Source organism: Sciscionella sediminilitoris (assembly GCF_000737195.2).
Lineage (GTDB): Bacteria > Actinomycetota > Actinomycetes > Mycobacteriales > Pseudonocardiaceae > Sciscionella > Sciscionella sediminilitoris.
Genome location: NZ_JALM01000036.1, coordinates 268,040 through 286,581 on the forward strand (window position 1 = coordinate 268,040; position 18,542 = coordinate 286,581).

General features: G+C 68.6%; 22 protein-coding genes and 1 pseudogene. 13 read left to right on the top strand and 10 right to left on the bottom strand.

Annotation, left to right across the window (positions count from 1 at the left end):
- The first annotated feature begins 36 nt into the window (after positions 1-36).
- Positions 37-2,115 carry a prolyl oligopeptidase family serine peptidase gene (locus tag AD72_RS17710; protein ID WP_031467638.1) on the top strand — a complete coding sequence of 693 codons (2,079 nt, stop codon included), beginning with the start codon at positions 37-39 and terminating at the stop codon, positions 2,113-2,115.
- Positions 2,116-2,303: 188 nt separating this feature from the next.
- On the opposite strand, the gene AD72_RS35710 is transcribed toward AD72_RS17710, so the two are convergent.
- A complete protein-coding gene (locus AD72_RS35710) occupies positions 2,304-2,630 on the bottom strand; it encodes a transposase family protein (protein WP_082469003.1) in 327 nt (108 codons plus the stop codon).
- A 333-nt stretch (positions 2,631-2,963) separates the two neighbouring features.
- Between AD72_RS35710 and AD72_RS35715 the strand changes: the two are divergent.
- From AD72_RS35715 to AD72_RS17730, 5 genes and pseudogenes are all read left to right on the top strand, one after another.
- Positions 2,964-3,721: pseudogene (locus tag AD72_RS35715) on the top strand (DUF222 domain-containing protein); the annotation flags it as partial.
- Entirely contained in the window at positions 3,717-3,965 is a 249-nt protein-coding gene (locus AD72_RS38115) for an HNH endonuclease signature motif containing protein (protein ID WP_343123724.1), read from the top strand. The pseudogene AD72_RS35715 and the gene AD72_RS38115, both read left to right, overlap by 5 nt.
- 14 nt (positions 3,966-3,979) lie before the next feature.
- On the top strand, positions 3,980-4,783 hold the full coding sequence (locus AD72_RS17720; protein WP_031467640.1) for an AraC family transcriptional regulator: 804 nt from the start codon (positions 3,980-3,982) through the stop codon (positions 4,781-4,783).
- A gap of 10 nt (positions 4,784-4,793) precedes the next feature.
- Positions 4,794-5,405: a cysteine hydrolase family protein gene (locus tag AD72_RS17725; RefSeq protein ID WP_031467641.1), complete on the top strand. Its 612-nt coding sequence runs from the start codon at positions 4,794-4,796 to the stop codon at positions 5,403-5,405.
- 81 nt (positions 5,406-5,486) lie between these two features.
- Positions 5,487-6,302 (top strand): MerR family transcriptional regulator, encoded by an 816-nt coding sequence (locus AD72_RS17730; RefSeq protein ID WP_031467642.1) that lies wholly within the window; start codon positions 5,487-5,489, stop codon positions 6,300-6,302.
- A 12-nt stretch (positions 6,303-6,314) separates the two neighbouring features.
- Here AD72_RS17730 and AD72_RS17735 read toward each other — a convergent pair whose 3' ends face one another.
- The gene (locus AD72_RS17735; RefSeq protein WP_031467643.1) at positions 6,315-6,932 is read right to left on the bottom strand and encodes a cation efflux transmembrane domain-containing protein; all 618 of its coding nucleotides are present in this window, start codon (positions 6,930-6,932) and stop codon (positions 6,315-6,317) included.
- Entirely contained in the window at positions 6,929-7,252 is a 324-nt protein-coding gene (cmtR, locus tag AD72_RS17740; RefSeq protein WP_031467644.1) for a Cd(II)/Pb(II)-sensing metalloregulatory transcriptional regulator CmtR, read from the bottom strand. Before cmtR ends, AD72_RS17735 begins: the two co-directional genes overlap by 4 nt.
- 66 nt (positions 7,253-7,318) lie before the next feature.
- Here cmtR and AD72_RS17745 point away from each other — a divergent pair, with 66 nt between their 5' ends.
- Positions 7,319-8,269 (top strand): LLM class flavin-dependent oxidoreductase, encoded by a 951-nt coding sequence (locus AD72_RS17745; protein WP_031467645.1) that lies wholly within the window; start codon positions 7,319-7,321, stop codon positions 8,267-8,269.
- Here AD72_RS17745 and AD72_RS17750 read toward each other — a convergent pair.
- Positions 8,255-8,713, bottom strand: coding sequence for an RrF2 family transcriptional regulator (locus tag AD72_RS17750; RefSeq protein WP_031467646.1), 459 nt, complete (start codon positions 8,711-8,713; stop codon positions 8,255-8,257). The two genes, AD72_RS17745 and AD72_RS17750, sit on opposite strands and share 15 nt — an antisense overlap.
- A gap of 162 nt (positions 8,714-8,875) precedes the next feature.
- Here AD72_RS17750 and AD72_RS17755 point away from each other — a divergent pair, with 162 nt between their 5' ends.
- The gene (locus tag AD72_RS17755; RefSeq protein WP_031467647.1) at positions 8,876-9,985 is read left to right on the top strand and encodes an NADH:flavin oxidoreductase; all 1,110 of its coding nucleotides are present in this window, start codon (positions 8,876-8,878) and stop codon (positions 9,983-9,985) included.
- Here the strand turns inward: AD72_RS17755 and AD72_RS17760 are convergent.
- A complete protein-coding gene (locus AD72_RS17760) occupies positions 9,954-10,499 on the bottom strand; it encodes a GNAT family N-acetyltransferase (RefSeq protein WP_051898726.1) in 546 nt (181 codons plus the stop codon). The two genes, AD72_RS17755 and AD72_RS17760, sit on opposite strands and share 32 nt — an antisense overlap.
- A 29-nt stretch (positions 10,500-10,528) precedes the next feature.
- On the opposite strand from AD72_RS17760, the gene AD72_RS17765 reads away from it, so the two are divergent.
- Positions 10,529-11,236, top strand: coding sequence for an MBL fold metallo-hydrolase (locus AD72_RS17765; protein WP_031467649.1), 708 nt, complete (start codon positions 10,529-10,531; stop codon positions 11,234-11,236).
- Here AD72_RS17765 and AD72_RS17770 read toward each other — a convergent pair.
- The gene (locus AD72_RS17770) at positions 11,233-11,685 is read right to left on the bottom strand and encodes a DUF6194 family protein (protein ID WP_037346195.1); all 453 of its coding nucleotides are present in this window, start codon (positions 11,683-11,685) and stop codon (positions 11,233-11,235) included. The two genes, AD72_RS17765 and AD72_RS17770, sit on opposite strands and share 4 nt — an antisense overlap.
- Before the next feature lie 37 nt (positions 11,686-11,722).
- Here AD72_RS17770 and AD72_RS17775 point away from each other — a divergent pair, with 37 nt between their 5' ends.
- The gene (locus AD72_RS17775; RefSeq protein WP_051898727.1) at positions 11,723-12,457 is read left to right on the top strand and encodes a MerR family transcriptional regulator; all 735 of its coding nucleotides are present in this window, start codon (positions 11,723-11,725) and stop codon (positions 12,455-12,457) included.
- Here the strand turns inward: AD72_RS17775 and AD72_RS17780 are convergent.
- From AD72_RS17780 to AD72_RS17790, 3 genes are read right to left on the bottom strand one after another with little or no spacing between them, the layout of a single operon-like run.
- Positions 12,454-13,530, bottom strand: coding sequence for a dipeptide epimerase (locus tag AD72_RS17780; RefSeq protein WP_031467652.1), 1,077 nt, complete (start codon positions 13,528-13,530; stop codon positions 12,454-12,456). The genes AD72_RS17775 and AD72_RS17780 overlap by 4 nt on opposite strands.
- On the bottom strand, positions 13,517-14,269 hold the full coding sequence (locus AD72_RS17785; protein WP_031467653.1) for a serine hydrolase: 753 nt from the start codon (positions 14,267-14,269) through the stop codon (positions 13,517-13,519). Before AD72_RS17785 ends, AD72_RS17780 begins: the two co-directional genes overlap by 14 nt.
- Entirely contained in the window at positions 14,266-15,696 is a 1,431-nt protein-coding gene (locus AD72_RS17790) for an APC family permease (protein WP_231644877.1), read from the bottom strand. The genes AD72_RS17785 and AD72_RS17790 overlap by 4 nt, the downstream gene beginning before the upstream one ends.
- Positions 15,697-15,789: 93 nt before the next feature.
- Here AD72_RS17790 and AD72_RS17795 point away from each other — a divergent pair, with 93 nt between their 5' ends.
- On the top strand, positions 15,790-16,548 hold the full coding sequence (locus tag AD72_RS17795; RefSeq protein WP_037346200.1) for a FadR/GntR family transcriptional regulator: 759 nt from the start codon (positions 15,790-15,792) through the stop codon (positions 16,546-16,548).
- 6 nt (positions 16,549-16,554) lie between these two features.
- On the opposite strand, the gene AD72_RS17800 is transcribed toward AD72_RS17795, so the two are convergent.
- Positions 16,555-17,055 carry a 2'-5' RNA ligase family protein gene (locus AD72_RS17800; protein ID WP_037346203.1) on the bottom strand — a complete coding sequence of 167 codons (501 nt, stop codon included), beginning with the start codon at positions 17,053-17,055 and terminating at the stop codon, positions 16,555-16,557.
- A 58-nt stretch (positions 17,056-17,113) separates the two neighbouring features.
- On the opposite strand from AD72_RS17800, the gene AD72_RS17805 reads away from it, so the two are divergent.
- Both AD72_RS17805 and AD72_RS17810 read left to right on the top strand, forming a co-directional pair.
- Positions 17,114-17,563, top strand: a complete 450-nt coding sequence (locus AD72_RS17805; protein WP_031467657.1) for a MerR family transcriptional regulator — start codon at positions 17,114-17,116, stop codon at positions 17,561-17,563.
- On the top strand, positions 17,560-18,531 hold the full coding sequence (locus AD72_RS17810; protein WP_343123725.1) for a quinone oxidoreductase family protein: 972 nt from the start codon (positions 17,560-17,562) through the stop codon (positions 18,529-18,531). Before AD72_RS17805 ends, AD72_RS17810 begins: the two co-directional genes overlap by 4 nt.
- The last annotated feature ends 11 nt before the right edge of the window (positions 18,532-18,542 follow it).

An 18,542-nucleotide genomic window follows, 5' to 3' on the forward strand; every position in this document is an offset into this window, starting at 1 on the left:
GCGCGTTCCTGGCCGCCGAACAGCCGAGGAGTACGGGTGACGACTGAACCGGCGTACGGAAAGACGGGCGAGCAGATCGTGACGATCGGGGCGGTGACGTTCACCGATGAGAACCGCTGGCTACGGGAGAACACACCCGAGACACTCGCCTGGCAAGAACAGGAGAATGCCGCCACCACGGCCGCGATTCACGGCTGGACGCATTTCGGCGAGATCCGCGACCAACTCGATCGGACCATCGCGGACCAGCCGTCGAACGCGGAGATCTGGGGAACCACGACGCCGCGCCGCATGGGCCGGTTCTGGTTCCATCTCGCCGCGGTCGCCGCCGATGATCCGACGCTGGGCCTGTGGATCTCGGAGGCCGCGGACGGGCCCCGCACGCTCATCGTCGACCCGCGCGACCCCGCGTTCGGCCAGGATGCGCAGTTGCTCTGGTACGAACCGACTACCGACGGATCACGCGTCGTGTTCGCCGCCTACCCGCTGGGACAGACGATCGGCACGCTGCACGTCGTCAGCACCGAAGACGGCAGCGTGTTGCCCATCGAGGCGCCACGACATGTCGCCGCCGGCGCGACCCCCGGATGGCTGCCGGACGGTACCGCTTTCTACACGGCCGACCGGACGGATACCGGGGAGTACCGGATGCGCTTCGTCCCGGTGGACCCTGGTGTCCCCGACGAGGCCGACACCGTGTTCCCCCGCACCCAGCTCCCGCACAACACCTTCACCCTGACCGCGCAGGTGTCCCCGGACGGCGCTCACGTCATCGCCCTCGCCGGACAGCACGAGCAGATCGCCTGCCGCATCCTGGACCGCACCACCGGCCAGTGGCGCCCTTTCCTCCCCGCGGACTACCCGGGTGAGTGCCACGGTGTGTGGTACGACGACGACACCTACGTCGCGGTGGTCACCGCCAATGCGCCACGCGGCAGAGTGGTCGCGATCCCCGTCGCCACTTCCACCCAGGAACACACCTGGCGCGAACTGGTACCGGAGTCCGAAGCGGTCCTGCGGTGCGTCCGCAAGCTCGGCGAGGACCTGGTCGTCTGCGAGATACGGGACATCGCGGTCGAGTTCCGGGTGGTCGCCGCAACCGGCAAGGCAAAGGCGTCTATCCCGCTGCCCGGTTCCGGTTCCTCGCCCACCGCGATGGCCGCCCGCCGCTTCGAGCGCTCCACCGAGCTGACGTTCACCCACGAGACCTTCCGACAGGCATCCGTGGACTATCGCTATCTGCCCGAGACGAACGAGATCGTCGCACTGAGCGAGACCAGCAAGGCATTTCCGGACCTGACCGTCGAGCGCGCATTCGCCACCAGCCGGGATGGCACCCGGATACCGTACTTTCTCGCCCACCGGGCCGGTCTCGATCGCACCAAGCCACTGCCGACCTTCATCGAAGCCTACGGAGGTTTCAACCAGGCGCTGATGCCCCACTATCTCGGAAATGTCGGACCGTTCCTCGCGGCAGGCGGCGTGTACGTGCAGGCGAACCTTCGCGGTGGTGCCGAATACGGCAGGCAGTGGTACGAAGCCGGACGACTGGCCAACAAGCAGAACACCTTCGACGACCTGTTCGCCGTCGCCGGCGAACTGATCGCGACCGGCGTCAGCAAACCAGGACAGCTGGCCTTCTACGGCAAGAGCAACGGCGGCATGCTCGCCGGTGTCGCGCTCGTCCGGCGCCCGGATCTCTGGGGCGCGGTGGTCGCCGATGTCCCGCTGCTGGACATGCTGGAGTTCCAGAGCCCCGACAACCCGGCGGCCACGGAGGCGCGCGGGGCTTTCCTGGAGGACTACGGAGACGTCACCGACCCCGAGGACTCCCATCGCCTCGCCGCCTTCTCCCCGTACCACAACGTTCGCATCGGTATTCGGCACCCAGCAGTGCTGCAGATTTTCGGGGAGCACGACTTCGCCTGCGAGCCATTCCACGGCCGCGTCTTCACTGCTCGGCTGCGCGCGGCCAGCGCCGCCAACAAGCCACTGCTACGGGTCAGGAAGGACTACGGACATCTGCCGGCGACGCGAGCGCAGGCCATCGAACACCACGCGGAGATACTCGCCTTCGTCATGGACCACCTCGGCATGAGACCGGCTGCCGCCTAGCGATTCTCTCAAGCGCACGGGTCCGTGACGGGTTCGGTTCTGGCTCGGTTCCGGTGGCGGGATTGGTTATCCGAGGAGAATCCGGTTGCCTAGGATCCGGTATCCGGCATACCCGCACCTTTGCCTTTTGATCAGTTCAATTTTCGTGGTTGATTCCTTCGACGGGCCCGCGCAGGAACGGTGCCAGCTCAGCGATCCCGTCGGGCAGCGGAAACCTGTTCCCGAAACGTACGCCGGCAAACCGTCGTCGGGCGCAAGAGGCGACGGGCCTGCACCCGGACGGTGACCGGCTGCCCGTCGAGCGGCAGATCGGTCACGCAACGCCAGTGATGGCCATGCATACGCCCGGAATCGGCCCCACAGCCAGGACACGCAACCGGAGCATCCACCGTCCGAGCCCACACCACGATCCTGCCGCCCTCGTCGCACACCGAGTGAGACGCCATGCCGAGGACATAGCCCAGCATCGATGGCGGATATGACTTGTTCTGCTGCTGCCTCGACCGCAGTCCCATGAGCTGTCGCTGCGGTTCGTACGCACGGCAGGTGAACAGAGTGTGGTGCCACGGCCATCACCATGCCGGCCGTATGCGATAGGGGAACTGCCGTCCCCGAGTCTCTTGATCACCAGGCTCGTGCTGATCAGCGTCGGCTCTGTCCCGATAACCCTGACGCTCCCTGGATTACTCCGTTGAGGCGATTCCTGGTGCTGTCCCTGGGAGATCGTGGCGTACTGCGGTATTATAGATGTCATGAACGCTGGGGAGTGTTCGGCGATGTTGTCGAATCGGGAGTTGCTTGATCGGCTCAGCGAGCAGGCCGTGGTGGTGCGGTGCGCGGAGGCGGAGATGCTGGAACTTGTTGCGCTGCTTGACGAACGCGGTGCTGCGGTGGAGTTCGGGTATCGGGGTTCGCCTGCGCGGATGGTCGAGGATGTGGCACGGGTTGGTTTGGCCGAGGCGCGGCGGATCGCGGAGCGTGCGCGGGCATTGTTTGGTTCGCTGGGGATCAGCGGTGAACCGTTGCCGCCGGATCTGCCGAATACCGCGGAAGCGTATGTGCGTGGTGAGGTTGGTGCCGAGCATGTGGATCGGATCCGCAAGTTCGCTGCCGAACTGCCCGCGGATGTGTTGACCGGAGAATCCTGGCCGATCGCGGAGAACTGTTTGGCCACGGTGGCCAGTGAAACCGGGCCGCGTGGGTTGAGTCGTCCGATTAGGGAGCTGCATGCCCGTCTGGATCCGGATGGGCAGGTGCCGGATGATCGCGAGCCGGTGCGGCCGTGCCGGGAGATCTGGTTGCGGCAGCGTCATGATGATTGGCGTATCGAAGGGCACCTGGATCAGGAAACGGGGTTGAAACTACGCGGTGTGAACGGGATGCCGATGCGTTCGCCGAGATCGTTCAACTGGCAGCGAATCCGGAGAATCTTCCCGAAAACGGGGGCGAACCGTTCACCATCATGGTCACCATGACCGAACAGAGCCTGCGCGACGGTATCGGCCAGGCCACCACCATGGACGGCACCACCATCCCGGCCCAGCAGCTCAGGCGCATCGCTTGCGACGCGGGAATCATCCCCACCGTGCTCGGATCAGAGGGTGAAGTGCTCGACATGGGTTGTCGGGATCGCACCGCACCACCCAAACTCCGCCGAAGACTGCGACAAACCACCCGTCCTAACGCAGGCCCATCACATTCAGCATCACGCCAACGGCGGACTCACCGTCGAAGACAACATGGTGCTGCTCTGCGCCCACCACCACACCCTGATCCACCACACCGAATGGCAAGTCCGCATCCAGCACGGCAAACCCGCATTCAACCCACCCGAATACCGGGTCGCGTGACCTATCCTCGGGGTGTGACCGACAGCGGGAACCGGGTGCGGCACCGGTACGGGCCGGATGGGGTGCGGTTGGTGACCGCATCCTTCCGGACGCACCGGTTTCAGCCGCATGCGCATCCGGAGTACGCCGTCGCCGCGGTGGTGCGCGGGGTGGAAGCGGTGCGCTATCGCGGTGCCACCCACCATGCGCCCGCGGGCAGTCTGCTGTTGCTGGACGCCGCGGAACTGCACACCGGTGGCCCCGCGGATGCGGCGGGCTGGGACTACCGGGTCTGCTACCTCGCGCCGGAACTGCTGGCCGAGCTCGGCGGCGAGCGGCCGATGTTCCCGGACCCGGTCCCGCACGATCCGGAACTGGCCGCGCTGCTGGCCACCGTGCACCGGCGCGCACCGGGCACCGCAACAGCGGAGCAGCTGTACACCGTGGTGTCGGCCATCCTCGCCCGGCACGCGCGGCGCTGGTCCCCACCGGTCGCGCCACCGGCCGTGGTGGACGACGTGATCCGCCACCTGCACGCGGATCTGCGGCGCACCCCCTCGCTCGACGAACTGGCCGCGGTCACCGGGCTGGAGCGGTTCCGGTTGCTGCGGGCGTTCCGCAGGGAAACCGGGGTGACCCCGCACGGCTATCTGCTGCAACTGCGCCTGCAACGGGCCCAGCAGGTGCTTTCCGCCGGGCAGCCGGTGGCCAGGGCCGCGGTGGAGAGCGGGTTCTACGACCAGGCGCACCTGCATCGGCATTTCCGCCGGACCTTCGGGGCCACACCGGGCACGTTCGCCCGCAAGCACGTACAAGACCGGCGGCGCCGCGCGCCATAACCTGCCGGGCATGCACGAGGACATCGCACCGAACTGGTCCAGCAGCGCGCTGCTCACCATCGATATGCAACGAGAATTCTGCACCGGGGCCCACGCGGTGCCCGGTACCGCCGACATCCTGGGAACGGTGCGCGAACTGGTCGCCGCCTACCGCGCGGCCGGGCTGCCGATCGTGCACGTGATCCGGCTGTACCTGCCGGACGGCAGCAATGCCGAGCGCTGCCGCCGCGCGCAGCTGCGCGCCGGGGAGCAACTTGTCACCCCGCACTCGCCCGGTTCGCAACCCGCGACGGTGGATGCCATCCTCGAACCGGAACTGCTGCTCGGCGGGGAACCCCAGCGGCTCGGCCCACGGGAATGGCTGCTGTACAAACCCCGGTGGAGCGCCTTCCACGGCACCGCCCTGCTCGACCAGCTCACCGCGCTCGGGATCGACACGGTGACCGTCGCCGGATGCAATTACCCGAACTGTCCCCGGGCCACGCTGATCGACGCAACCGAACGGGATCTGCGCACGGTCGCGGTCAGCGATGGGCTTTCCCGCTGGCTGGCCGGAGACCTGGACGGGATCGGGGTGGTGAGCCTGCGCGCGGCGGACATCCTGGCCGGAATCGCGGGGTAGTCTCGGCCTTGACCTTGACCCTGGGGACGGGCACACAGTGGCGTGTACCAGGCAATCCCGCCTGGGACGAGGGAGGAGAGCATGGAGCTGCTGACGATCGGCGCATTCGCCAAGCTGGCCCATCTTTCGCCGAAGGCGCTGCGGATCTACGACGAGCTGGCGTTGCTTCCGCCCGCCCGCGTGGACCCGGAGACGGGCTACCGGTGGTATTCCACGGCACAGCTGGACACGGCGCGCCAGGTCGGGCTGCTGCGCCAGGTGGACATGCCACTGGCCAGAATCCGCGAACTGCTCAGCATGGCACCGGAATCCGCGGCGCGGGCGCTGGAGGAATTCTGGCGCGAGCAAGAGCGGACCATGGCGGCCAAGCGGGCCGTTGTCGACTTCCTCGTCGATCGATTCGACGGAAAGAGTCCCGAAATGTACGAAGTACTCAGCCGCGAACTGCCCGCGCGCACCCTGTTCACCAGTATCGAACAACTGACCTCGGACCAGATCGGGGAATTCCTCGGGCCACTGCTGGCCAGGTTCTCCGGTCCCGATGTGCCGCATCCGGAGGGCGCCGCGGGCCGCCCGTTTCTGCGCTATCACGGGGAAATCGGGCCGCAGAGCGAGGCGCCCGTCGAGTTCTGCGGCCCGGTCACCGAGGACGGGGCCGGGGAAATCGCGCAGCGGTTCCCCGAGATGAACCGCACCACCGAACCCGCGGCACGGGAAATCTATGTGCGGGTGCCGAAATCGGATATGCGCGGAACCCTCGGATTCGAGTCCCTGCACCAGTGGCTCGTGGACAACGGCGCGGAATCCGACTGGGCCCCGCGGCAGACCTTCCTGTGTGACCCGCAAACGGTAGGGGAGGCCGACCCGGTCTACGAACTGGCGGTCACCCTGCGCTGAGCGATGGCGGGGTCAGCAGCAATGCCGGCCCCGCCACGCCTCGCGGCCCTCGCGCACCGCGAGCACGGCGATCACCAGGCCCACCGCCGGATCCGCCCACCACCAACCGAGCAGCGCGTTCAGCAGCAGCCCGGCGAGCAGCACCACGGAAAGATAGGTGCACAGCAGGGTTTGTTTGGAGTCCGCGACCGCGCTGTGCGAGCCGAGTTCGCGGCCCGCGCGGCGCTGCGCGTAGGAAAGCGCGGGCATCACGGCAATCGAGACCGCGGCGAGCGCGATCCCGGTCAGGGATTCCCCGGCATGCCCGGAACCAGTGAGGGCACGAACCGAATCGACGGTGATGTACGCGGCAAGGGCGAAAAACGAGACGGCGATGACCTTCAGCGCGGTGCGCTCCCGCGCCTGGGGATCACGCCCGGAGAACTGCCAGGCGACGGCTGCCGCGGAGGCCACCTCGATCACCGAGTCGAGGCCGAATCCGAGCAGCGCGGTGGAATCCGCACCGGCCCCGGCCGAGATCGCGATGACCGCCTCGAGGATGTTGTAGGTGATCGTCGCGGCGACCAGCCACCGCACCCGCCGGGCCAGCTGCGTTCGCCGGGCCGCGCAGCACGGCACGGCCTCGGTCATCGAGACTCGTCCAGGCAGGGCTGTTCGGGGTCCACGGCGAGCACCATCTGCGCGAGCTCACCGAGCGCGCGGCTCAGGTGCGCATCGGCGAGCGCGTACCGCACCTGGCGGCCCTCATAGGTGGCGAGCACCAGCCCGCAACCGCGCAGGCAGGCGAGGTGGTTCGACACGTTCGACCTGGTCAGGCCGAGCTGTTCGGCGAGCTGGCCCGGATAGTTCACCCCGTCGAGCAGGGCCACCAGGATCCGGCAGCGAGTCGGGTCGGCAAGGGCGCGACCGAGCCGGGCCAGCGCCGCCCCACGGGTCTCACAGGTCAGCATGGAGGCAATAGTACATCCAACACTGAACTGTTTCCGCTGTCGGTACCCGGGTATCTTGGCGGCATCATGGTCGAGAATCGCTGCTCGGTGCTGGACACCTCGCCGATCGCGGAGGGCTCCACGGCCCGGCGTGCACTGCGGAACACGCTCGAGCTGGCCACCCTCGCGGACGAGCTCGGCTACCACCGTTACTGGGTTCCCGAGCACCACAGCATGCGGGGAGTCGCGAGTGCCGCGCCGCAGGTGCTGACCGCCGCCATCGCCGCGCGCACGAACCGCATCCGGGTCGGCGCTGGCGGGGTCCTGCTCCCGCAGCATGCCCCGCTGATCGTCGCCGAACAGTTCGGCACCCTCGAAGCGCTGCATCCCGGCCGGATCGATCTCGGCCTCGGCAGGGCGAGCGGTTCGCCCGCATACGCGCTCGAGGAACTGCGGCCGGTCCCGGACGCGTTCACCGAACAGATCCGGCAGCTGCTGGGGTTCTTCCGGGACGAGGACGGGCGCAGGACCGTCGCCGTTCCCGCGCGGGGTAACGAACCCGGGATCTGGATTCTCGGTTCGAGCCCGCGAAGTGCCGCCGTGGCAAGCGAAATCGGGTTGCCCTATGCCTTCGCGCACCACATCGACCCGAGTGCCGCCGAGGAATCCCTCACCGCTTACTCCGGAACCACGAGCCTGCTCAGTGTGTCCGTCATCGCCGCCGAAACCGATGCCCGTGCCGAATGGCTCGCCGGATCCGCGCGACTGAAAACCCTGTGCCGCGTCAAGGGGAAATCGATCCTGTTGCCGCCACCGGAGGAGGCGGCGGCCTATCCGTACACCGAGGACGAGCTCGCCCTGCTCCGGACCCGGCCCACCCCGATCGCCGGTGCACTGGGGACCGTCGCCGCGCGGTTGCGCGAACTACGCGACCGGACCGGCGTGCGGGAGCTGATGATCACCACACCGGTCTACGACCACGAGGACCGGCTCGAGTCGTACCGGATTCTCTCCCGGCTCTGCTCAGTGCTCGCCTGAGCAGACGGTCTCCCGGCCGAGCTGGCGCAGTTCCGTCACACTGTCCGCGAGCGTGCGGCGTTCGAGCACGTCGAGCATGGCCTGCTCGGTCTCGGTCATGAGCCGGGTGAAGTACTCCGCCGCGTTCGCGGTCACCTCGCAGGAGGCGACCTCGCCGTCCGGGCGGCAGGCCCACACCGGTTTGTCGCCGACCGAACAGCGGTAGATCTCGGCCAGGGTGATCTCCTCGGCGGGCCGGGCCAGCTTGGTTCCGCCCCCGCGGCCCTTCACCGACTCCACGAGCCCGGCGTGCAGCAGCGGCACCAGCAGCTTGCGGATCAGGCTCGGGTTGGTGCCCAGGCCCGTGGCGAGATAGGTGGAGCTCAGGGTCGACGGTTCGTCCTCGGCGGCGACCGCGAGGAACAGCATCGCCTTGAGGGCACTGGAAAACCGGATGTCCAGCACCTCGGTTCACCACCCTCCGTCTTCGTTCGGCCAATCCTACCCGGCTTCGGGCAGTACACCCTAAATGGTACTCGACACAGTTGCACTTTCGCCGCAGATATGTATCTTTGACAGGAGCAGTTTTACGACGAAGTCTCAGCGCGAACCCCAGGAGCAGTCACTATGTCGACACGCGCGGCCGCGGCCCTCGCCCGCCCGTTCACCCTCGGCTCGGCCGAATTGCCGAACCGGATCGTCATGGCCCCGATGACCAGGGCTTTCTCTCCGGGTGGCGTGCCCGGTGAGGATGTCGCCGGGTACTACTCGCGGCGCGCCGCCGCGGGTACCGGCCTGATCATCACCGAGGGCACCTACATCGATCACCCCTCCGCCGGGGATGTGGAAAGCGTGCCGCGGTTCCACGGCGAGCAGCAGCTGGCCGGCTGGCAGCGCGTGGTCGAAGCGGTGCACGCGGAGGGCGGCAAGATCATGCCGCAGCTCTGGCACGTCGGCATTCAGCGAGCCGCGGGCAAACCGCCGTTCCCGGAGGCGCCCTCGGTCGGTCCGTCCGGGATCGCCCTGGACGGTACCGAAGGCGCGGGCACACCGCTGTCCGTCGTGGAGGTGGACCGCATCATCGAGGCGTTCGCCGAGGCCGCGGCGCAGGCGGAGCGCATCGGCTTCGATGGCATCGAACTGCACGGTGCGCACGGTTACCTGATCGACCAGTTCCTCTGGGAGCGCACGAACCGCCGCAGCGATGAGTACGGGAACTCGCGGGCGAAGTTCGCCGCCGATATCGTGGCCGCCGTCCGGGAGCGGGTCGCCGCCGATTTCCCCGTGGTACTCCGCTATTCGCAGTGGAAGGCGGACAACTACGACGCGAAGCTCGGCGCCGATCCGGAAGAGCTTTCCGCGCTGCTGACCCCGATCGCGGAGGCCGGGGTGGACGCGTTCCACGCCTCCGGGCGCCGCTACTGGGAACCGGAGTTCCCGGAGCACGACGCGCAGCTGAACGTGGCGGGCTGGACCAAGAAACTGACCGGCAAACCCGTCATCACGGTCGGTTCGGTCGGGCTGGACAAGGTCTTCGGTATGGACACCTTCAGCGGAGCGGTCGCCGGAGTGGAGAGCATCGAACGGCTGCTGGAGCGGTTCGAGCGCGATGAGTTCGACCTGGTCGCCGTCGGGCGGGCGCTGCTCGCCGATCCGGAATGGGGGCAGAAGGTCCTCGAGGGGCGCGAACGGGAACTGATCCCGTTCAGCAAGGACGCGATCCAGACGCTGCACTGAGCGGCTTCTCGAACAGCGTGACGTCGTGCAGGTGTGCGAACGCGCGCCTGCCGACCTCGCGGAACCCGAGCCGCCGGTAAAACTCCCGCAGCGCGCCGTTGCTCTCCGCGCAGTCCAGCCGGCAGAACGCGGCGCCGCGGGCCCGGCCGGTATCGGCCGCCCAGTCCACGAGGGATGCCCCGAGACCGCGCCCGGCGTGCATGCGGTCGACCATCAGCCCGTGTACATAGACCGCGGGAGTCTCGTCGGCGCCCCAGAAATCCGGATCCGACCACAGCAACCGCAGGGCCGCGATCACTCCGGTGGCACCGCGCAGCACGTGCCATTCCCCGCGGGTGAGCTGCGCGGCGATCCGCTCGGGCGGGACCTCGCCGCGTGGCCACTGCCGGATTCCCCTGTCGTGCAGCCAATCCTCGAGCCGGCGGCGCAGCCCGTGCAGTGCGGCGACGTCCTCGGCGGTGGCGGGTTCGACCGGGAGCACGGTGCGCAGGCTACCCGCCCGGGAGTTGCCCATCCCGGGGAGCGCGGCGGTAGGGTCGGGGCGTGTCCGAGCGCTTGTATTTCCGTCAGCTGCTCTCCGGCCGGGACTTCGCCTCTGGTGACCCGATCGCGACCCAGATGCTCAACTTCGCCTATGTGATCGGTGACCGAGTCACGCGCGAGGCGGTGCTGATCGATCCGGCCTACGCGGTCGAGGATCTGCTGGCCGTGCTCGACGCCGACGACATGCGGCTGACCGGGGTATTGGCCACCCATCACCACCCGGACCACGTCGGCGGATCGATGATGGGGTTCACCCTGGCCGGGCTCGCCGAGCTGATGGCCAGCCGTCCGGCCCCGGTGCACGTGCAGCAGGCCGAGCGGGACTGGGTGCAGACCGTGACCGGGCTGTCCAGCAGCGATCTGGTCACCCACGATCACGACGATGTGGTGACCGTCGGGGAGATCCCGATCCGGTTGCTGCACACCCCTGGGCACACCCCGGGCAGCCAGTGTTTCCTGCTCGAGGACCGGATCATCGCCGGGGACACCCTGTTCCTCGAAGGCTGCGGGCGCACCGATTTCCCCGGCGGGGATGCCGAGGAGATGTACCACAGCCTGCGCGCGCTCGCGGATCTTCCCGGTGACCCGGTCGTCTATCCGGGCCACCAGTACTCCGCCGAGCCGTCCGCGCCGTTGTCCACGGTGCGCGACACCAACTTCGTCTACCGGCCGCGTTCACTGGAGGAGTGGCGCACCCTCTTCGGTTAGGAGTTCGCCCGCCGCGCGGCGTCCTCGTGTGCCTGCCGGATGAGGCGGCACGCCAGCGCGGTCGTGTGCTCACCCGGATCGACGATCGCGATCCAGCCCTGCCTGCGATAGAGCGGATGCGGGAGGACCGTGTCCACGGCCGAGAAGTCGGCCTCGGCGCCCTCGGTCCGCGGTTCCTCGCCGATGAGCTCGATGAACGCCGTCGTGCCCACGTGGATGTTCAGCCGCTGCCGACCGGACTGGTCGAGACCGGAGAGAGCGTCACCGGGGTAGTCCTTGGTGACCACGGTGGCATAGGGCTGTTCGCGCTGCGGCACCTGTCCGTCCGGGGCGTAGTAGAAGAACCGGTCACCCCAGGCGATCTCGGGGAATGCGCTGCCTTCGGTGGGCGCCAGCTCGAGAACGCCGTCGAGCCCGCGTGCGGTTTCCAGGATCTGTTCCATACTCATGGTTCAAGTATGAGGTTGAAGTGCTTATGGAGGGTTCGTGAACCGAGCGCTGAGCACGGCCGCCGTCTCCGCCGCCACCGGGTACTCGGCCCAGCAGATCCGGGACCTGGAGGCGATCGGTGTCCTTCCGGCAGCGGAGCGCGCGGACAACGGGTATCGGCGGTTCTTCCCGGTGCACGTGCGCGATCTGCACGCCTACCGGGACCTGGCGGCGGCGATGGGGCCGGTGGTGGCCCGCGCCACGATGCGCGAGATCCGTGCACTGCCATCGGACGAGGCGGCCGCCCTGGTGTGTTCGCTGCACGCACGACTCAACGAGGAACGCGAACAGACCCTTGCCGCACGGAACGCCCTCCAGGCCATCCACGCCGAAGCGGTGACGGAGGCGGCGGCCACCGAGGCGGATGCGCCCACTGAAAAAGATGCGATGACCATCCGCGAACTGGCCGGTGCGCTCGGGGTGCGGGCCTCCACGCTCCGGTTCTGGGAAACCGCCGGTCTCGTGCACCCCGAACGGATCGCCAGTGCGGCGGGTTCGGTTCGGAGTTACCCGCTCGCCGCGATTCACGAGGCCCGCATCACCGCGGCACTGCGCGCTGCCGGGTACCGCATCCCCGATGTACAGCGCGCACTCGCGGCTATTCGCGGGCTGCGGGACACCGAGCCCTCCCTTGCCGCGCTCGACGAACGGATCGCGGCGATCGGCGCGCGGGCTCGCGCGCTGCTGCGCGCCGGAACCACGCTCGCCGCGATCATCGAAGGCACGGTTTAGCGCACCTGCTCGATCCCGGAACCCGGTGCGTCCGGGATGGTGATCTCGCTGCCCTGGTAACCGATCCCGCCGAGCACGGGGGAGTGGCACAGCCACCAGGCGGCGTCCAGATCGGGCACCGGATCGGCGCCGGGGGTGGCCGCGGCGAGTGCCGCGGTGGCCCCGATGCCGACATGGGTTTCCATCATGGAACCGAAAAGCACGCCGAGGCCTGCGGCTTCGGCCATCGCGGCGAGCGCGCGGGCCGGGCGCAGTCCGCCGCATTTGGCCAGCTTGATGTTGACCATATCGGCGGCTCCGCGCCGGATGAGCTCGAGCAGATCGGCGGGCACACACACGGATTCGTCGGCGAGGATCGGTGTGTCCACGGCCGCGGTGACCCGGGCGAGCCCGTCGAGATCGCCCGCGGGGACCGGCTGCTCGACCAGTTCCACATCCAGTCCGGCGTCCTCGAAACGCCGGATCAGCCGGATCGCCTGTTTGGCCGTCCAGCCCTGATTGGCGTCCAGCCGCAGTCGCACCCCGGGGCCCGCCGCCGCGCGAATACGGCGCAGCCGGTCCAGTTCGTCCTCGCCCCGGTCGCCGACCTTGATCTTGAGTGTGCCGAACCCTTCTCCGGCGCGGGTTTTCGCCGTTTCCGCCATCGCGGCCGGGGCGCCGACGGCGAGGGTGACATCGGTCGGCATCGTGCGCGGAACCGCGCCGAGGAACCGGACGAGTGGCACCGCGCTGCGGGCCGCGGCCAGGTCGTGCACCGCGCAGTCGAGCGCGGATTTCGCGGAAGTGTTGGCCACGATCGCGCGTTCGATGTCCCGGCACAGTTCCTCGGTGTCCGCGGGATCCCTGCCGAGCACGGTTTCGCGCAGCGGTCCCTCGAGCGCCGCGGTGATCCCCGCCCCGCTCTCCCCGGTGACCCGCCAGGTCTCGGTGCCCTCGCCCCAGCCGCGGTTGCCCTGCTCATCGCGCAGTTCGACCAGCACCGCCTCGACCGCCTCGGTCCGGCGTACCGCGGTGACGAACGGTTCGCGCAGCGGGATCCGGACCCGGTGGGTGCGCAGTTCAGTGATCGGCATGCGGCTCCTCGGCGCGCAGTGACCAGGTTGTCGCGGTCACTTCGTGGATCAGTTCGAGTGCGGTGCCCTCCTCGAGTCCGCTGGTGCAGATCACGAGCACGTACGGCGGGGCATCGGCGGGGCGGATGATCGCGGCGTCGTGCAGCAACCGGTCCACCCAGCCGCTTTTGTTGCCCACCTTGGTTCCTGGTGGAAGGGCGGCCGGGATGCAGTCGCGGTACTGCGCGGCGTCGAGTACGGCGAGCAGTTCCCGGTCCGCGGCGAAGCGCGCGAGCAAGGTGGCGACCGAGGCCGCCGTGACGGTGTTGCTGATCCCGGCGGCCGAGGCTGTCGCATCGCCGATCCCCCGCCGCACCCGCATCCCGGGCGGGCATTCCCTTGCCACGGCGGGGATTCCGATCCGTTCCAGCACCAGGTTGGTGGCCAGGTTGCTGCTGGCCACGATCATCCGCTCGCACAGCCAGCCGAGCGTTGCCGTGTCACCGAGCAGTTCCCAGGGTTGCTCGTCATTGTCGTCCGCGCGGTCGAGGGAGAACCGGCCGCTGTGCGCCGAGGCGAACTCCGCGTGCACCGGTACCCGTTCGGTGAGATCCAGCGCACCGGCTCGATACGCGGCGGCCAGCAGCGGAAGCTTCATCAGGCTCGCCGCGTAGTGTGCGATCTCGGCCCGGTGGGCGAAAACCGGTGCGTGACCGGGCCGCCCGCACCACACCGATGCGGTGTCCCCGAGTTCGCTCATGACGGCTGCGCCAGACTGATCGAACGGCCGGTGAACTTGCGCACCAGCAGGATCACGCAGCCGATCGCGAGCCACACCAGTCCGCCGATCTTCGCGTGCAGATCCGCGTTCCACAGCACATAACCGATGATCACGAACCCGATCAGCGGGATCACCAGGTGCATGCCGTAGCTGCGCTTGCGGCGCTTGACGATGTAGTAACCGAACACCGTGACGTGCAGCAGCAGGAACGAGGCCAGGGCGCCGAAGTTCACCAGGCTGGACAGGGTCTCCACCTGGCCGACGAACACGATCCCGAGCACCACGGACAATCCGCCGACCAGCAGCACCGCGCGCTGCGGCACGCGCCGTTTCGGGTGCACATGGGACAGGAACCGGGGCAGCTGCCCGTCCCTGGACATGGCGAACAGCAGCCGGGAGGTGGCGGCCTGGGCCACGAGCGAATCCGCGAGCGCGGCGGAAAGGGCGACGGTGAGCGCGGCGATCGCCTTGAACGTGCCGCCGCCGACCAGATGCGCGACCCCGTAGAACGCGTCGTTGATCGCTTCCGTGCCGACAAAGGATGTCTTGCCCGGCAACAACAACGCGGCCAGATAGGTCTGCACGATGAACATGCCCGCCACGATCAGCAGGGAAAGCACGGTCGCCCTGCCGACCACCTTGGGTCCGCCCTTGGTTTCCTCGGCCAGCGTGGAAATGGCGTCGAAACCGAGGAAGGACAATGCGGCAACCGAGACCGCGCCGAAGATCATGTCCGGGTGGAAGGTCGCCGGGTTGAAGATCGGATCGGTGCTCCAGTGCGCCCCGTTGACGCCCTGCACGATCGCGATGACCGCGAGCACCAGGAATGCGGCGAGCACCAGCAGCAGGGCCGCGAGCATGATCCGGTTCGCCCGTGCCGTCGTCTCGATGCCCAGCATGTTGATCACCGTGTTCACCACGACGAAGAACACCACCCAGGCGGGTTCCGGGATCGCGGGTACGATCGCGGACATCGCCGCGGCCCCGGTCACGTAGAGCAGGGTGGGGATGAGCAGATAGTCGAGCAGGATGGCCCAGCCGGCGAGGAAACCGGCCGGTGCGGAGAGCCCGCGCCCGGCGTAGGCGTACACCGAACCCGCGATCGGGAAGGCCCGGGACATCTCCCGGTAGCTGATCGCGGTGAAGATCATCGCCACCACGCCGATCAGGTACACCAGCGGGACCATGCCGTGCGAGACGTTGAACACCGGGCCGAAGATCGCGAACGGCGCGGTCGGGGCCATGAACACCAGCCCGTAGACGAGCAGGTCCTTGAGCCCGAGGCTGCGCTTGAGCTGCTGGGTGTACCCGAAATCCGCGAGTTCACCGGATGCCGGTGCTCCGCGCGCCGCCTGCGCGTCCGTCGCCATGGTCACCTCTTCCCGTGGTTCTTGTGCCCGGCCCATCCTGAGCGATAAAAGGTAAATAGACAAGACCTTAAAATGGTTCGGCGGGTCGACCTGGCATGCTGAACGGGAAGCAGAGGCAGGAGGGCGAGCATGGGGCAGGGCCAGCGGCGGGCCGGACATGCCGGTCTGGAGCCGGTCCGGGTACCGAGCGCGGCCGATGAGGTGGCCGACCGGTTGCTCACCGCGATCGCGCTCGGCGAGTTCAGCGTCGGTGAGCGGCTGCCTCCGGAACGTGAGCTCGCCGAACAGCTCGGGGTGAGCAGGCCGACCGTGCGCATCGCCGTCGGCAGGCTGCGCGAGATCGGCTGCCTCGAGGTGGTGCGCGGCCGTTCCGGTGGCCACTACGTGCGCACCGGATGGCGCGCGGAATCCGCCGATGCGGTGCGGCGCACCCTGATGCCCAAATGGGAGCGGGTGCACACCCTGCAGGACACCCGTTGTCTCATCGAATCGCTGATCGCCAGGACCGCGGCCGAACGCTGTGGCGCGGACGAGGCCACCGACATCCGGACGGCGCTCGCGGCCTACGAGTCCGCGAGCGAGCCCGCCGAGGTGCGCAGCACGAGCGCGGGACTGCACGAGGCGATCGCCAGGGCCGCGCACAACGAGCCGCTCGCCGTGTACAGCAGGCAGCTGCTGCAGGAGATCACCGCGGGTTTCCCCATCGAGCCCTACAGCGGAAACCTCACCGAACGCTCGCTTGCCGAGCACCGCGCCCTCGCCGAAGCGGTGCTCGCCGGGGAGGCCGAACGGGCCGCCCGGATCGCGCGCGAGCACTTCACCATCACCGGGGAGAACCTGCGCGCCATCCTCGAACGCAGCACGGCCGAACCGGATTCCGCGTCCTGAACCGGCTCAGCACAGCGGAATCGTGTGCAGGGTTTCCCAGCCCGCACCGCCGAGCGTGACGAGTACCGCCTCGCGCACCGTGCCCCGCACCGGCAGCCGTTCGCGGAGCCGATCGGTGAGCAACGCCGCCTCGTGGTCCGTGCCGCCCATGCCCACCGTCAGATGGGTGCGGGGAGCGGAACCGAACCGGCCGCCGTAGGGCACCAGTTCCGGCCACGCGCGCCGCAACCGGTCGGCGAGCGGCTGCAGGGAAGGCACGTCCACCGCGACGAATCCCGGTGCCGTGCTGATCTCCTCGAGCACCACCTCGCACGGACCGGTGCCCGCGAGCAGCGCGCCGATCCGCTCGGTGACGGCAGCGGTGACCTGATCCCGTGGCAGGAACGGGTACGAAAGGGCGATGTGCGCCGGAATACCCGGCCGCGTCATGCCCGGATCGGCCAGTGCGAGCAGTGGATCGGCCTCCGGGAGCAGGACGAGGACCGCCGTGGTACCGGGCTCGGGCATAGATTCTCCGTCTCGCGGGTTTGTCTTCGCGTGCACTCCAATTCCTAAGGTGGCGATTATGGCGGTGAATGCGGGCGAGACCGAGCAGTACCTGGGGATCGCCGAGGTGGCCGAGCGCACCGGACTCACCCAGAACACGCTGCGCTGGTACGAACGCGAGGGGATGTTCCCCCGCGTGCTGCGCGGTACCGACCGGCGGCGGCGCTACACCGAACGCCAGGTGGGCCTGCTGCGGTTGCTCACCCGGCTGCGCCGTACCGGGATGCCGACACGGGAAATGCGCCGGTTCAGCGAACTGCTCGCCGATGGTGCGACCACCCACGGGCAGCGGCTGGAACTGCTGACCGCGCACCGGGAGCGGATCCTGGCCCGCCAGGCCGAACTGCGGGCGGATCTGGAAGCCCTGGACGACAAGGTCGCGCACTACCACTGGCTGATCGAACAGGGCCTGGACTGCTCCGGTGCGCCCATCAACGCCGAAACCGATACGGACAACGGAGGGCAATGAACATGCGAGCGGTCATCGTCGGCGAACACGGCGGACCCGAGGTGCTGGCGCTCAGCGAAGTGGACCGGCCCGCCCCGGGCCCCGGTCAGGTGCTCGTCGAGGTGCGGGTCGCCGGGATCAACTACATGGACGTGTACCAGCGCACCGGTGCCGTGCCGAGGCAGACCCCGTTCACCCTCGGCGTGGAAGGCGTGGGCGTGGTGGCCGAAGCGGGCGCCGGGGTCACCGAATTCGCGGCCGGGGACCGGATCGGCTGGTTCAGCGGGGGCAGTGGCAGCCATGCCGAGTTCGCCACGGTCGATGCCGGGCGGGCCGTCGCCATCCCGGACGGGGTTTCCGATGAGCAGGCCACCGCCGCGCTGATGCAGGGTATTACGGCCCAGTACCTCGCCACCGACACCTATCCCATCGGAGAGGGCGATCCGGTGCTGGTGCACGCCGCCGCGGGCGGGGTCGGGCAGCTGCTGGTGCAGATCGCGCGGTTGCGCGGCGGCCGGGTCGTCGGCACCACCTCCTCGGCGGAGAAAGCGCAGGCGGTGCGGGATGCCGGGGCCGACGAGGTACTCGGCTACGACGACTTCGCCGCGCGGGTGCGGGAGCTCACCGATGGCGCCGGAGTGGCCGCCGTGTACGACGGGGTCGGCGCGGCGACCTTCGAGGGCAGCCTGGCGAGCCTGCGGCCGCGCGGTGTGCTGGTGATCTACGGGACGGCGAGCGGGCCGACGCCCGCACTGGAGATCCCGCGGCTGAACAGCGGCGGATCGCTGTACGTGACCCGGCCCAGCATCGCGCACTACACCGCGGAAACCGCGCAGCTGCGCGCCAGGGCGAGTCAGGTGCTCGGCTGGGTCGCTGATGGTGAGCTGACGGTGCGGATCGGCGGGGACTACCCGCTGGACGAGGTTGCCACGGCCTACCGGGAACTGGAAGCACGGCACACCACCGGAAAGCTGCTGCTGCACCCGTGAGAAGCGACTAG